Consider the following 13,327-nt stretch of genomic DNA (forward strand, 5'->3'; position numbering starts at 1 on the left):
CTGGCTCTGTGTTAATATAATCCCATACATGGGTACGAATTTAAATGTAAGTGGAGAATAAGATGAAGCCCATTCTGCCTGATTACAAACAAGCAGGTGTTTTGATTGTTGGCGATGTAATGTTGGATCGCTATTGGTACGGGCCAACTGGACGTATTTCTCCTGAAGCGCCTGTTCCTGTTGTCAAAGTAGAAAATAACGAAGAAAGACCAGGCGGTGCGGCGAACGTTGCAATGAATATTGCCTCTTTAGGCGGTAATGCTCATATTATTGGTCTGACCGGACAAGATGAGCCAGCTCAGGTTCTAGAACAGCGTCTAACGTCTTTAAATGTAAATTGTGATTTTGTTGCACTTCCTGATTATCCGACGATAACTAAGTTACGAGTTCTGAGTCGGGGTCAGCAGCTCATTCGTCTGGATTTTGAAGATAAGTTTGAGAACACCGATGCTGAGTTAATTCTGTCTCGTATGGATAACACCCTAAAAAATGTCAAAGCAGTGGTGTTGTCTGACTACGCGAAAGGCGCGCTTGAACACGTTCAGCAATTTATTCAACGTGCGAAGCAACAGCATGTTCCGGTCTTTATTGATCCGAAAGGCGCAGACTTCGAACGTTACCGTGGTGCTACTCTTCTTACTCCTAACATGGCAGAGTTTGAACAAGTTGTTGGTAAAGTGAAATCTAATGAAGATCTGGTCGAAAAAGGACTAGCACTTATTGAGAAATTTGATTTTGATGCTCTCCTTGTTACACGCAGTGAGCATGGGATGACATTACTCCGTAAAGGTCTTGAGCCGTTTCACTTACCTACTCAGGCCAAAGAAGTTTACGATGTGACAGGTGCAGGCGATACCGTAATCTCTGTTCTTGCAGCCTCGGTTGCAGCGGGTAAACCTTTAGATGAGGCTTGTGCCCTTGCCAATGCAGCAGCAGGTGTCGTTGTTGGTAAACTGGGTACATCGACTGTCTCGACAATTGAACTAGCTGAAGCTGTTCATGGCAGCCGTGATACCGATTTTGGAGTTATTAGCGAGAAAGAATTGATTGAGGTCGTTAAGAAAGCTCAGGCGAAAGGCGAAAGTGTCGTGATGACGAACGGCTGTTTCGATATTCTGCACGCAGGGCACGTATCGTATCTTAATAACGCAGCTAATCTTGGTGATCGTTTGATTGTCGCGGTTAATACCGATGAATCTGTCAAGCGTTTGAAAGGCCCGGGTAGACCAGTGAATACAACTGAACGTCGTATGGCCGTTTTAGCTGGCTTAGGTGCGGTTGATTGGGTCGTTCCGTTTAGTGAGGATACACCACAACGTTTAATTGCGGCGGTATTGCCTAACCTTCTGGTAAAAGGAGGTGATTACAAGCCAGACGAAATCGCTGGTGGTAAAGAAGTGATTGCAGCCGGTGGTCAGGTTAAAGTACTCAATTTTGAAGATGGTTGTTCTACAACTGAAATCATTGAAGCAATTAAAGGTGGGCGTGGATAAGTCTACTGCATCTATCTTTCGTGATCAAAAATGCCAGCTTAGAGCTGGCATTTTTGCTTTATAAACGAGTCAATCCATTATTTTGTCAGTCCTGAATTGATATCCAGAATATCTTGTTCACTTAATGTACCAACCGCTGACTTGAGATTGAGAACGGCTAAGATGTAATCATAGCGTGCATCAGATAGGCTTTTATTAGCGTCGTATAAACGGCGTGTTGAATCAAGAACATCGACAATGGTACGAGTACCAACTTCGAAGCCAGCTTCGGTCGCGTCAAGCGCTGAACGAGCAGAGACGACTGACTGCTGATAAGCGTTGATAGCACCAATAGATGCGTTGATATTATTGGTATAAGCACGAACATTTTTCACGACACTACGATATGTTGCTTCTAACGTTTGGCTTGCTTCAGTAAACGCATATTCTGCTTGTTTCGTTTGTGAAACGACTTTTCCGCCTTGATATAGCGGCACTGATAATGTCACACCAACATTCACAGAATGGTCTGGATCATAATATCGATATAGTGAATTGTCGTCGTTGTGTTCGTCGTAAAAGTTATAGCCAGCATCTAAGGCTAAGGTTGGTAAATGACCTGAACTTGCAAGACGGATTTTATCGCGAGCAATATCTTGACCGATACGAGCACTCAGGAGAGATAAGTTTTTATCCTGGGCTTCTTTTACCATTTCATCCATATTCTGATCTGGTTTACTGGTCGAGAAACGCTTTGTATCCAGCTCACTAAGGTCTTTATGTCCAATACCAGTTATTTCGCGAATAGCTTCATAGCTATTAGTTACATTGTTTTGTGCTAACACTTCACTTGCCAATACGCTGTCGTATTGCGCTTGAGCATCATGCACATCAGTAATCGCTGACAGACCGACATCAAAACGTTGCTTAGTTTGCTCAAGTTGTCTACCTACGGCAGCTTTTTCTGCACGAACAAACGCTAAGTTATCTTTAGCACGCAGTACTTCAAAGTAGGCTTGAGCAACACGAAGAATCAGATCTTGTTGTGTTGCTGCATATTCAGCATCCACTTGACGAGCAGATTTTTCTGCCGTTTCTAGGTTTACCCAGCTTGCTCGGCTATACAACACTTGTTGAAGAGTGGCACCAGCTGTGGCTCTATTACTATCACCTAACGTGTAGTTATCAAATCGCGTTACATTATAGCCAGCGGATAAGTTGATTTGAGGTAATAGATTACTGCGAGTAGAATTGATAGCTTCAAATGCTGCTTCTTTTTGTGCTTCTGCTTTCAGTAACTGAGGATCGTTTTGCTTCGCTTCATTATAGATTTCGGAAAGCGTATCAGCCCAAGCTTGAGCACACATTGTGCCTAAACTTAAACTGACAAGAATAGGAAGCAGTTTCTTCATTGTAGAAATACCCACTGTATTTTATAAGACTTCGGAACGCGACATTGTACCGAAACTGTATGTGATTTGCTCAAAAGTGTGAACTTTTTTTTTCCAGAATGTCTAGAATACTCAAGTACACTTTGATCGTGTTTAAAAATTTATGTAAAAATTATACGAAAAGTTGAACATAGTCCTTGGCGAGAAGACAATTACATGATTAGATCTTCTGCCCATTAATGGAGGTCTAGTATGCACCAAATGGATGAAAAGACAGATTCTTTTTCTAATCAGGATATAGAAATTATCAGTAAGGAAACACTCTTTTCAGGTTTCTTTAAAATGATTAAGTATCGCTTTAAGCATAGAAAGTTTGCTGGTGGCTGGAGTCAGCCGATTGAGCGAGAAATGTTTGAAAGAACGCGAGCTGCAGCTATGCTTCCATATGATCCTGTAAATGATAAAGTTGTTCTTATCGAACAAATTCGTGTTGGCGCTCTTGAACATGAACAACCATGGCAGTTAGAAATCGTGGCTGGTATCATCGATAAAGATGAGTCTCCAGAAGAAGTCGTTCGTAGGGAAGCAGTAGAAGAAGCTGGCCTGACTGTTGGTCGTTCAGAAAAAGTGACTTCGTATTATCCGTCATCAGGTGGCTGTAATGAGATGTTGGATGTTTTTGTAGGTGAGGTGGACTCTAACCTTGCTGATGGTATCCATGGGTTAGACGAAGAAGGTGAAGACATTAAAGTTCACGTCGTTACCCGCGATTATGCTTATGAGCTAGTAAAAAACGGTACGATAGAAAATGGGGCCTCAATAATTGCGCTGCAATGGCTCGAACTGAACAAACATGAATTAAAGGATAAATGGCAGAAAATATGATACAAAAGCCGTATCACGTTGATCTTCAAGAATTAATGCGTGTATATGAAACGAATTATGCAAAATTAAACGCTTTGTTACCGAGTCAGCCAACGAAAGATGATGTTCGGTGTTACGAAGCGGCGGCTATGTTGTATCAGTTGCAAGTGGAAGAAGTGACCAAATACACAACTTTAGTCACAATCTGTCAAAGTGATGAATTTTCTGTTTTTCCATTGCCTACAATGTCTGTCAGACTATACCATGATGCTCGAGTTGCTGAAGTCTGCAAGGCTGATCAGTTACATCAGGTGCGGGCAAAATACGAATATCCTAATTACAAAATGGCACAAAAAGATGAGAAGGCTCAATTGAACCGATTTTTGGGTGATTGGCTGACCTTTTGTCTGAAGCACGGAATTAGTCGTACTCCGATTAATGTTGGATAGGAATTAGAATTTAGGTCGGTTGATGTCAGACAACAACATATCAATAGATGTAGAAAACGATAACTGCGTCAAGTTACTGCAGATCACTGATACGCATCTCTTTGTTGATGATGATGGTAGCCTCTTAGGGGTCAATACTACCGAAAGCTTCACTGCGGTTGTGGATGCCATTATTCAGGGCGTAACAGATTTCGATGCCATTCTTGCAACCGGTGATATCTCTCAAGACCATACTCCAGAGTCATACCATAAGTTTATCCAAGGTATTTCCCCACTTAAAAAGCCTTGCTTTTGGCTTCCTGGAAACCATGATTATCGCCCTAATATGGCGTCCGTACTGCCTGTACCCCAAGTAAAATGTATTCCTCATTTTATGTTGGGCTCTCATTGGCAGGTTGTTCTACTTGACTCTCAAGTTGAAGGTGTTCCTCATGGTTATCTTTCAGCACAGCAACTTTCTTTGCTAGAGGAAAAACTCACGGCTTATCCCGACAAACATACTCTTATATTACTTCATCATCACCCAGTCTTGGTTGAAAGTGCGTGGCTTGATCAGCACACGTTAAAGGAAAGTGAATCCTTATGGGATGTTATTAGTCGATTTGACAATGTGAAAGCGATTGTGTGTGGGCATGTTCATCAGGATATGGACATATTAAAGCAGGGAGTTCGTGTTATTGCGACACCTTCCACCTGTGTTCAATTCAAGCCACGTAGTAACGAGTTCGCACTCGATCTTTTGTCTCCAGGTTGGCGCGAATTGAATTTATTAGAAGATGGTTCTGTAGAGACTAAGATTGGTCGTTTGGATAATGGGCGTTTCCTGCCTGACTTTTATGCTGGTGGTTATTAGCATGTCTGATGCTCGACCTTCATTATTAGTCTATTTGCATGGCTTCAATAGCTCGCCTCTTTCTCAGAAAGCCCAAATCATGGTCGAATACTGCCAAACTTATCGATCTGATATTGAATTATTAGTCCCTCAACTGCCTTGCTTTCCTCATGATGCCGCTGTAAAAATCGAGACGTTGCTAGAACCTTATTCGAACAGCCATAACATCGGAGTCATAGGAAGTTCATTAGGTGGGTATTTCTCTGTTTGGGTAAACAGTTTATTTAAATGTCGTGCTGTAGTCGTGAATCCAGCCATAAAACCGTATGATTTGCTTCTCGATTTTTTAGGGGAGCAGGAAAATCCGTATACTAAAGAAAAATACGTTTTGCAGAGTAAGCATATTGGTGAGCTCAAGCAGTTGGATATTGATGTGCTAAACGACCCAGAACAGTTTTGGTTATTGCAGCAGGAAGGCGATGAAGTTCTCGATTATCAGCAGGCTGTCGAGAAATTTAGAGATTCCCGCAGTACGATAGAGCCCGGAGGCGATCATAGTTTCGTTGGTTTTGAACGATATGCCGCGGAGATTATTGAGTTTTTAAGACTCTGAACCTCTAGTTTGGTTCTTCAAGCCGAACGACTCTAACAGCCATGAAACTTGACAGAAGGCTGTCTCTCTATAAGTATGTTTCCTTTATGATTTCGCGATCATTAATATAAGATTAAAAATGCGCGACTGTATGTCTTAACTTTCTTAAGACATATTTTTACGGACAATTTTGATCATTGATTGATATAAGTATCCCAAACTATGAGTGAACAATATAACGCTGGGGCCATTGAGGTTCTAAATGGTTTAGAACCTGTGCGCCGTAGACCCGGTATGTATACTGATACGTCCAGACCGAACCATTTGGGTCAGGAGGTTATCGATAACAGTGTCGATGAGGCATTAGCTGGTCATGCTTCTAAAGTGAAGGTTATCCTACACAGCGACCAATCATTAGAGGTTATCGATGATGGCCGAGGAATGCCCGTTGATATCCACCCTGAAGAGAAAGTATCTGGCGTCGAATTGATCCTATGTAAGTTGCATGCTGGCGGTAAGTTTTCAAATAAAAACTATCAGTTCTCTGGTGGTCTGCATGGTGTAGGTATCTCAGTCGTCAACGCTTTGTCTAAACGTGTCGAAGTGACCGTTCGCCGCGACGGTAATGTTTACGATATTGCGTTTGAGCATGGTGATAAGGTATCAGATCTAACGGTTACCGGGACCTGTGGTAAACGAAACCGAGGTACGAGCGTTCATTTTTGGCCAGAGACAAAGTATTTCGACTCAGCGAATTTCTCAGTTACGCGATTAATCAACAACCTTAGAGCCAAGGCTGTTTTATGTCCTGGGCTTGAGATCATTTTTGAAGATAAAGTGAATAATAAAGATTATCGCTGGTTCTACGAAGATGGCCTGAGAGACTACCTAATTGAAGGTGTAAAAGGGTACGCATTATTACCAGAAGAGCCATTTACTGGCGACTTCTCTGGCGATAATAATGCAGCAACCTGGGCTGTGATATGGCAACCTGAGGGTGGGGAACTTCTCACTGAAAGTTACGTGAACTTAATTCCGACGTCCCAAGGCGGAACGCACGTAAACGGTTTAAGACAAGGTCTGCTGGAAGCGATGCGTGAATTCTGTGAATTCCGTAATTTACTCCCTCGTGGTGTTAAGCTGACAGGGGACGATATTTTCGACCGATGCTCCTATATTCTTTCGATCAAAATGCAGGATCCTCAGTTTGCTGGTCAGACTAAAGAACGACTTTCATCTCGTCAAACTGCTGGCTTTGTATCGGGTGTGGTCAAAGATGCGTTTAGTTTGTGGCTAAATGAACGTCCACATTTGGCTGAATCTTTGGCCGAAGTTTGTATTGCGAATGCGCATCGTCGTATGCGAGCGAGCAAGAAAGTGGTTCGAAAAAAAGTGGCTTCTGGACCAGCTTTGCCTGGGAAGTTGACTGACTGTACCGGTCAGGACACGGGACGTACCGAATTATTCCTTGTGGAAGGAGACTCCGCTGGCGGCAGTGCTAAGCAGGCCCGAGATCGTGAATTCCAAGCCATTATGCCTCTACGCGGTAAAATATTGAACACATGGGAAGTCGCTGCAGATCAAGTACTTGCCTCTCAAGAAGTTCATGATATATCCGTTGCTCTTGGTATTGATCCAGATACAGATACACTAGAAAACTTACGTTATGGCAAAGTCTGTATCCTAGCGGATGCAGACTCCGATGGTTTGCATATCGCAACATTATTATGTGCGCTGTTTACTAAGCATTTTCGCAAGCTTGTCGAAGACGGACATGTGTATGTGGCTATGCCTCCGTTATATCGCATCGACTGTGGTAAAGAAGTGCATTACGCACTCGATGATTCAGAAAAAGCAAGTATTCTTGATCGTCTGAGTAAGAAAAAAGCCAAGATTAATGTACAGCGCTTTAAAGGTTTGGGTGAGATGAACCCACTCCAATTGCGTGAAACGACAATGGATCCGAACACACGTCGTCTGGTTCAGCTGACAATTGATGATGCGGAAGCAACTGCAGAAATGATGGATATGCTTTTAGGTAAAAAACGTGCAGATGACAGACGTTCTTGGCTACAAAGTAATGGCGATTTAGCGGACATGGCTGAGGTTTAAGGCATGACAACGGAAATAAATTTTGAGGGCGTAGAACAACTTCCTTTGCGCAAATTTACTGAAGACGCGTATCTTAATTACTCAATGTACGTAATTATGGATCGCGCACTTCCTTATATCGGTGACGGATTAAAGCCTGTTCAGCGTCGCATCATTTTTGCGATGTCAGAACTTGGATTATCGGCTTCAGCTAAGTATAAAAAATCGGCACGTACTGTCGGTGATGTGCTGGGTAAGTATCACCCGCATGGTGATTCAGCCTGTTACGAAGCTATGGTATTGATGGCTCAGCCCTTCTCCTATCGCTATCCGTTGGTTGACGGACAGGGAAACTGGGGGGCTCCAGATGATCCTAAGTCATTTGCGGCAATGCGTTATACCGAAGCTAAGTTATCCAAGTTCTCTGAAGTTCTACTGAGTGAATTAGGGCAGGGAACCGTTGAGTGGCAGCCTAACTTTGATGGCACGATGCAAGAACCGCAAATGTTGCCAGCAAGACTACCGCATATTCTGCTAAATGGTGTGACTGGTATCGCTGTGGGTATGGCAACTGACATACCACCACATAATGTTCGAGAAGTCGCGAATGCAGCCGTTCATTTAATTGATAATCCCAAGGCTACGATTCACGATGTTATGGGATTTGTTCAGGGACCAGACTATCCAACTGAAGCCGAAATCATTTCTCCTCGTTCTGATTTAGAAAAAATTTATCGTAGTGGACGAGGCTCTGTGAAGATGCGTGCTACTTGGCACAAAGAGTCTGGCGATATTGTTATTACAGCGCTGCCTCATCAGGTTTCTGGTGCGAAATTGCTTGAACAGATAGCTAACCAAATGAGAGCGAAGAAGCTTCCAATGGTTGAGGATCTTCGCGATGAATCCGATCATGAAAATCCAACGCGCATTGTGATTGTTCCACGCTCCAATCGAGTCGATTGTGATGTTCTGATGAACCACCTGTTTGCTTCGACAGACTTAGAGAAAAACTACCGCGTTAACCTCAATATGATTGGTTTAGACAATCGACCTCAGGTGAAAGGTCTGGTGGAAATTCTGTCAGAGTGGATCGAATATCGTAAGACAACGGTTCGTCGTCGTTTGCAACACCGCTTAGATAAAGTCCTTGCCAGACTGCATATCTTAGAAGGTTTGTTGGTCGCTTATTTAAATATCGATGAAGTCATCGAGATCATCCGTCACGAAGATGAGCCTAAAGCTGAATTGATGAAGCGCTTCGGACTGACTGAAATTCAGGCTGACGCTATTCTCGATACCAGATTGCGTCACTTAGCAAAACTGGAAGAAATGAAGATCCGAGGCGAGCAGGACGATTTGGAAGCTGAACGTCAGAAACTAGAGCAGCTACTTGGCTCTGAGCGTCGTCTAAATACGATGATCAAAAAGGAAATTCAGGCGGATGCTGAGAAGTATGGTGATGATCGTCGTTCTCCTTTAGTTGAGCGAGAAGAAGCTCGTGCATTAACTGAACGTGACTTGATCCCGAGTGAGCCAATTACTGTTGTTCTTTCTGAAAAGGGATGGATTCGCCATGCGAAAGGGCACGATGTTGATTGTGTTGGGCTGAACTATAAAGCTGGCGATAAATACTTGTCTTCAGCAAGTGGGCGCAGTAATCAACAAGCTGTTTTCTTTGGTAGTGATGGGCGCTGTTATTCTCTGGAGTCACACTCTCTGCCATCAGCACGAAGTCAGGGAGAGCCGATTACAGGCCGCTTGAACATGACCGAAGGCACGCAGATTAAACAAGTCATTATGGGGGAAGATGATCAGCTTTGGCTGGTAGGTTCCGATGCTGGTTATGGCTTTGTCTGTAAAGGGGCTGAATTTATATCCAAGAACCGTAGCGGTAAGGCATTAGTGAATTTACCTGAGAATGCGGAGCTTGTTGAGCCTAAAGCAATTGAGAGTCTTGAATCTGACGAGGTTATGGCCATTACGAGCCAGGGACGTATGCTGCTGTTCCCAGTGAATGACTTACCTCAATTGAGTAAAGGGAAAGGAAATAAGATAATCAATATTCCTTCAGCGAAAGCAAAAGCCAGAGAAGAGGTTCTTACTCATTTGATGGCAGTCCCTAATGGCGCGTCGGTAACGCTTTATGCCGGTAAGCGCAAGCTCAATCTAAAACCTTCGGACCTAGATAATTATCGTGGTGAGCGCGGTCGTCGTGGTGGCTTGTTACCAAGAGGATTACAACGTGTCACCGGAGTTGAAATCGAAACGGTGTCGGGTTTGACTGATATCAGCGATAATGAAGAGTAATCTGACATAAGGGGCCTATCAGGCCCTTTTTTCTTTCCTTAAAACGCAGTAACAATGTGTTAGTCTATCTATACCTACAGTGCCGCTGCCTTTGAGAATTAAAAATAGGCACAATGAGAACCAGGTTAGGTGAGTGGCATAAGCATCAGGATAGACAAATAGCTGAATAGTGGCGGTCATGATGGCAAGAGATAGCGCTGAAAAGCGAGTACACAAGCCGAGCACCAGTAAGACAGGAAAAATATGCTCTGCAATGGTTGCTAAGTAAGCCGCAATTTGAAAAGGAATAATAGGTAAAGCATATTCATTTTCAAATAGAAATAAAGTGGTATCACTAAGCTTTGGCATCCCTAAAAGAAACTCCCCATTAATTATATTAAGCTTAAATCCCTCAATTTTGGTTTGTCCAGATAGCCAAAAGACACTCGCTAAACTTAATCGAGCAAGCAGAAGCGCTAAAGACTCTAACTTAGACGTACTATTGCTTTGATTCATTTTTATTACCTATTTCAATTTTTGTTATTATCGGTTTAGCGATTAAGCTTTGAAAAATAGTGACCCATTGATCTTCATTAATGTGATTTGTTGCTTGAGAAAAAGACAGCCCCTGCTTTAGTTTCTCTATCATTCGCCACTCAGGTTCGGTAATCGCGAAGTATTTTGCTGTTAGCCCGTCTTTACAGAGCAGTAAAAAAGATGACTGAGACCAGTCTATGGAAGGTTCCTGACTGCTCTCTGATATAACAAAGCGATATAGCTCATCTAGAGGGTAATGTGACTGTAGTAATTTCGTGGATGAGCAAATAAGCCAGTTTGATTGGTCTATCTCTTCCCCCATTTTTTCGAGTTGAGCGGCTATTTGATTAATACTGAGAGTGGACTCTTCCTTCTGATGAGTTATCTGCAATAACTGATACTCTAATTCGGCGATATCAGGCAAATAGGGGAAATGACTTAATTCTGATAGAGAACTTAAGAACGATGGAAAGTGAGTGCCATATTGACTCAGTACCGGACTTTCTGGTGGATTCTGACTAATATAGTGATAGCAAACCGCATTAAAACACTCATCACCAACGATTTTCTCAATAGCAGGAAATATTTGATTGAGTGTTTCGGTCAGCGAAAAATACACATTATTGCGGTAAACCGCTAGGCGAGCTTGCTTTTCTGCATCAGTTGCTCCATTAATAGATTGGCTGATTTCATTATTTTGCTTGAGTAAGTAATTTGTTAAATGCTCCTGCATATGAACTCCTTACCTTCCAGAACGTATGATTTGATCGGCCAATTGTGCCTGAGCGATCAGATCCTTTAGAGGAGGAATATCGCTATCCCACTCAATCAATGTTGGAATGTGGGGATTGTTTGATTGAACATCTGAAAATAATTGCCACACTTCGTCGGCTACAGGGGCATTATGAGAGTCTATCTTAAGGGATAAATGCTCTGATTTATCCAATGTGTAACCTGCAAGGTGAATTTGTTTGACTGCAGACATAGGAAACGAATTCAAATATTCAGATGTGCTTCTACCATGGTTAAAACAGGAAACTTCAACGTTGTTGACGTCAAGAAGTAACTGGCACCCCGTTTTTTCAACGACTTTAGCTAAAAATTCAGTTTCACTAAATCGTTGGTCTTTAAACGAAATATAAGTCGAGGGGTTCTCGAGAAGTATTGTTGACTTTAATGCGGTCTGTATCTGGTCGATGTGGGTACATACACTATCAAGTGTCTGTTGGTTGTATGGCAGTGGAAGCAAATCATTTAAAAAGTGTTGATAATGGCTTGACCATGCTAAATGTTCAGAAAAAACTATTGGCTCAACCCATTCGATTAGGTTCTTTACTTTTTGTAAGTGTTGTAGATTTAGTTCATTTTCACCGCCAATTGATAATCCTACGCCATGGACGGTAATGGGATAAATCTCTCTCACTTTTTCTAGAAAGTGCCGTGCCGGCCCTCCCTCAGATAAGTAGTTTTCAGCATGTATTTCAAAGAAGCCAACATCCGGTTTCGTTGCCAAAACTTCTTCGTAATGACAAGGTTTTAGACTGACTCCAGATTTCTCTGGAAAAATACAGGGCACGACATCTGTGCCCTGAAAATTTACGTGAGATTGAGACATCATACTATGTCACTCGATTAAAAGGCTTTGAGTTGACCGTGGCCAGTAGGTGATGTTGGTGATTCCATTTCCATACATTTACCTTTAGGAACAAGTTTCCACGCGTTACCCTGGTAGTCCATTTTCGCTGTACCAGCGCATGATGTTCCTGGTCCAGCTGCACAATCGTTTTGTCCTGCCATGGCGACACCAAAACACTTCTCTTTGTCTGCTGCGTGAGCTGGAAGGGCTGCGGCAGATAGAGCAACAGCAGCGGATAGAGCAAGAGCGATATTAGATGATTTCATTTTGTGTTCCTTACTTATGGTTTATTGTTAATTCATAAGTAAGACGTATGACCTATTGGAATTCTTACACTGATAACTAAAAAATTTTTATTTTTTTTCGTCTAAATTTTCTTTTTTAATATAACGCTTTGATATTTTTCGAATATCTCCCATTTGACTGCCAAATTTCCGGCATGCAGAACACATGGCAATATGCATTTTTAAAGAGATTTTTTCTTTGGTTGATAATTCTCTATCCAGTTTTTCTGATAGTAACCGGGTTGCGTGTTTACAATTCATCATGATTGTACTCCTTGTAAATACCAGTTATTTTCCAGACATTCTCTAAGCTTTAAGCGAGCTCGGTAAAGTGTGACATTGAGCTGGTTAACAGAGAGTGATTCATTTTGGCAAATTTCATCTGTCTCTAGCTCTAGGAATTCTCGCATCATAAAGTATCGACTATAACGTTCGGGCATATGATTTAAGCAGGCATCAAATATTTTCCAAAAATCATCATTCTCAATATCATCGTCAGGATCTGACCAATGGACTGGGCGTTGCTCTTTATGCCAATGTCCACGTTGATCGAAAAGAAACTCCATCAGTTCGTCGCCTGAGAGTCCTTTTCCTTCCTCAAGATCATGGATAGAAGAATGTCGATTTTCTTTTCTCAGCAAATCGATCAGTTTGTTCTTCAGAATAGAAAAAATCCAGGTTTGCAGAGCCGCTTTGCGCTGAAACTTATCGATATGCTGATAGGCAGAAATAAGGGCTTCTTGCACAGCATCTTCAGCAAGCTGCTCATTTTTTATTTGAATAAGGGCAAACTTAAGCATTTTTTGCCGCAAAGAGTGCATGAACACTTTATCTTGGAAGAGTTCTGAGTGTTCGGGTGTTAGGGCCTGTACAGATGCATTCATTTTGGGTGC

The 13,327-nt window shown here is 42.3% G+C and carries 14 protein-coding genes; 7 read left to right on the plus strand and 7 right to left on the minus strand.

The annotated features are described in order from the left end of the window. The first annotated feature begins 62 nt into the window (after nucleotides 1–62). Nucleotides 63–1,493, plus strand: coding sequence for a bifunctional D-glycero-beta-D-manno-heptose-7-phosphate kinase/D-glycero-beta-D-manno-heptose 1-phosphate adenylyltransferase HldE (hldE, locus tag EES38_RS04060; RefSeq protein WP_124935913.1), 1,431 nt, complete (start codon nucleotides 63–65; stop codon nucleotides 1,491–1,493). 77 nt (nucleotides 1,494–1,570) lie between these two features. Here the strand turns inward: hldE and tolC are convergent, their stop codons facing one another. Beyond that, on the minus strand, nucleotides 1,571–2,884 hold the full coding sequence (tolC, locus tag EES38_RS04065; RefSeq protein WP_124935914.1) for an outer membrane channel protein TolC: 1,314 nt from the start codon (nucleotides 2,882–2,884) through the stop codon (nucleotides 1,571–1,573). Nucleotides 2,885–3,115: 231 nt separating this feature from the next. Here tolC and nudF point away from each other — a divergent pair, with 231 nt between their 5' ends. From nudF to parC, 6 genes are all read left to right on the plus strand, one after another. Then, nucleotides 3,116–3,748, plus strand: coding sequence for an ADP-ribose diphosphatase (nudF, locus tag EES38_RS04070; protein WP_124935915.1), 633 nt, complete (start codon nucleotides 3,116–3,118; stop codon nucleotides 3,746–3,748). Next, nucleotides 3,733–4,176, plus strand: coding sequence for a DUF1249 family protein (locus tag EES38_RS04075; protein ID WP_124935916.1), 444 nt, complete (start codon nucleotides 3,733–3,735; stop codon nucleotides 4,174–4,176). The genes nudF and EES38_RS04075 overlap by 16 nt, the downstream gene beginning before the upstream one ends. Nucleotides 4,177–4,198: 22 nt before the next feature. Then, nucleotides 4,199–5,029, plus strand: coding sequence for a 3',5'-cyclic-AMP phosphodiesterase (gene cpdA, locus EES38_RS04080; RefSeq protein WP_124935917.1), 831 nt, complete (start codon nucleotides 4,199–4,201; stop codon nucleotides 5,027–5,029). Nucleotide 5,030: 1 nt separating this feature from the next. Next, nucleotides 5,031–5,621 carry an esterase YqiA gene (yqiA, locus tag EES38_RS04085; RefSeq protein WP_124935918.1) on the plus strand — a complete coding sequence of 197 codons (591 nt, stop codon included), beginning with the start codon at nucleotides 5,031–5,033 and terminating at the stop codon, nucleotides 5,619–5,621. A 201-nt stretch (nucleotides 5,622–5,822) separates the two neighbouring features. Beyond that, complete coding sequence (gene parE / locus EES38_RS04090) at nucleotides 5,823–7,712, plus strand: DNA topoisomerase IV subunit B (protein WP_124935919.1); 1,890 nt, start codon at nucleotides 5,823–5,825, stop codon at nucleotides 7,710–7,712. A 3-nt stretch (nucleotides 7,713–7,715) separates the two neighbouring features. Continuing rightward, nucleotides 7,716–9,998 carry a DNA topoisomerase IV subunit A gene (gene parC / locus EES38_RS04095; RefSeq protein WP_124935920.1) on the plus strand — a complete coding sequence of 761 codons (2,283 nt, stop codon included), beginning with the start codon at nucleotides 7,716–7,718 and terminating at the stop codon, nucleotides 9,996–9,998. An 18-nt stretch (nucleotides 9,999–10,016) separates the two neighbouring features. On the opposite strand, the gene EES38_RS04100 is transcribed toward parC, so the two are convergent. From EES38_RS04100 to EES38_RS04125, 6 genes are all read right to left on the minus strand, one after another. Continuing rightward, entirely contained in the window at nucleotides 10,017–10,493 is a 477-nt protein-coding gene (locus tag EES38_RS04100) for a DoxX family protein (protein WP_124935921.1), read from the minus strand. Then, nucleotides 10,477–11,247 (minus strand): HvfC/BufC N-terminal domain-containing protein, encoded by a 771-nt coding sequence (locus tag EES38_RS04105; protein WP_124935922.1) that lies wholly within the window; start codon nucleotides 11,245–11,247, stop codon nucleotides 10,477–10,479. The genes EES38_RS04100 and EES38_RS04105 overlap by 17 nt, the downstream gene beginning before the upstream one ends. 9 nt (nucleotides 11,248–11,256) lie before the next feature. Next, nucleotides 11,257–12,132 carry an MNIO family bufferin maturase gene (bufB, locus tag EES38_RS04110; RefSeq protein ID WP_208020399.1) on the minus strand — a complete coding sequence of 292 codons (876 nt, stop codon included), beginning with the start codon at nucleotides 12,130–12,132 and terminating at the stop codon, nucleotides 11,257–11,259. 14 nt (nucleotides 12,133–12,146) lie between these two features. Next, nucleotides 12,147–12,416, minus strand: coding sequence for a BufA1 family periplasmic bufferin-type metallophore (locus tag EES38_RS04115; protein WP_124935923.1), 270 nt, complete (start codon nucleotides 12,414–12,416; stop codon nucleotides 12,147–12,149). Nucleotides 12,417–12,503: 87 nt separating this feature from the next. Then, nucleotides 12,504–12,698 (minus strand): zf-HC2 domain-containing protein, encoded by a 195-nt coding sequence (locus tag EES38_RS04120; RefSeq protein WP_124935924.1) that lies wholly within the window; start codon nucleotides 12,696–12,698, stop codon nucleotides 12,504–12,506. After that, complete coding sequence (locus EES38_RS04125) at nucleotides 12,695–13,318, minus strand: sigma-70 family RNA polymerase sigma factor (protein WP_124935925.1); 624 nt, start codon at nucleotides 13,316–13,318, stop codon at nucleotides 12,695–12,697. The genes EES38_RS04120 and EES38_RS04125 overlap by 4 nt, the downstream gene beginning before the upstream one ends. Nucleotides 13,319–13,327 lie beyond the last annotated feature (9 nt).

Source organism: Vibrio viridaestus (assembly GCF_003856525.1).
Classification (GTDB): domain Bacteria; phylum Pseudomonadota; class Gammaproteobacteria; order Enterobacterales; family Vibrionaceae; genus Vibrio; species Vibrio viridaestus.

Coding starts and splice junctions, on each gene's coding strand:
- hldE (WP_124935913.1), top strand. CDS start 63: ATGAAGCCCATTCTGCCTGATTACAAACAAGCAGGTGTTTTGATTGTT.
- tolC (WP_124935914.1), bottom strand. CDS start 2,884: ATGAAGAAACTGCTTCCTATTCTTGTCAGTTTAAGTTTAGGCACAATG.
- nudF (WP_124935915.1), top strand. CDS start 3,116: ATGCACCAAATGGATGAAAAGACAGATTCTTTTTCTAATCAGGATATA.
- EES38_RS04075 (WP_124935916.1), top strand. CDS start 3,733: ATGGCAGAAAATATGATACAAAAGCCGTATCACGTTGATCTTCAAGAA.
- cpdA (WP_124935917.1), top strand. CDS start 4,199: ATGTCAGACAACAACATATCAATAGATGTAGAAAACGATAACTGCGTC.
- yqiA (WP_124935918.1), top strand. CDS start 5,031: ATGTCTGATGCTCGACCTTCATTATTAGTCTATTTGCATGGCTTCAAT.
- parE (WP_124935919.1), top strand. CDS start 5,823: ATGAGTGAACAATATAACGCTGGGGCCATTGAGGTTCTAAATGGTTTA.
- parC (WP_124935920.1), top strand. CDS start 7,716: ATGACAACGGAAATAAATTTTGAGGGCGTAGAACAACTTCCTTTGCGC.
- EES38_RS04100 (WP_124935921.1), bottom strand. CDS start 10,493: ATGAATCAAAGCAATAGTACGTCTAAGTTAGAGTCTTTAGCGCTTCTG.
- EES38_RS04105 (WP_124935922.1), bottom strand. CDS start 11,247: ATGCAGGAGCATTTAACAAATTACTTACTCAAGCAAAATAATGAAATC.
- bufB (WP_208020399.1), bottom strand. CDS start 12,132: ATGATGTCTCAATCTCACGTAAATTTTCAGGGCACAGATGTCGTGCCC.
- EES38_RS04115 (WP_124935923.1), bottom strand. CDS start 12,416: ATGAAATCATCTAATATCGCTCTTGCTCTATCCGCTGCTGTTGCTCTA.
- EES38_RS04120 (WP_124935924.1), bottom strand. CDS start 12,698: ATGATGAATTGTAAACACGCAACCCGGTTACTATCAGAAAAACTGGAT.
- EES38_RS04125 (WP_124935925.1), bottom strand. CDS start 13,318: ATGAATGCATCTGTACAGGCCCTAACACCCGAACACTCAGAACTCTTC.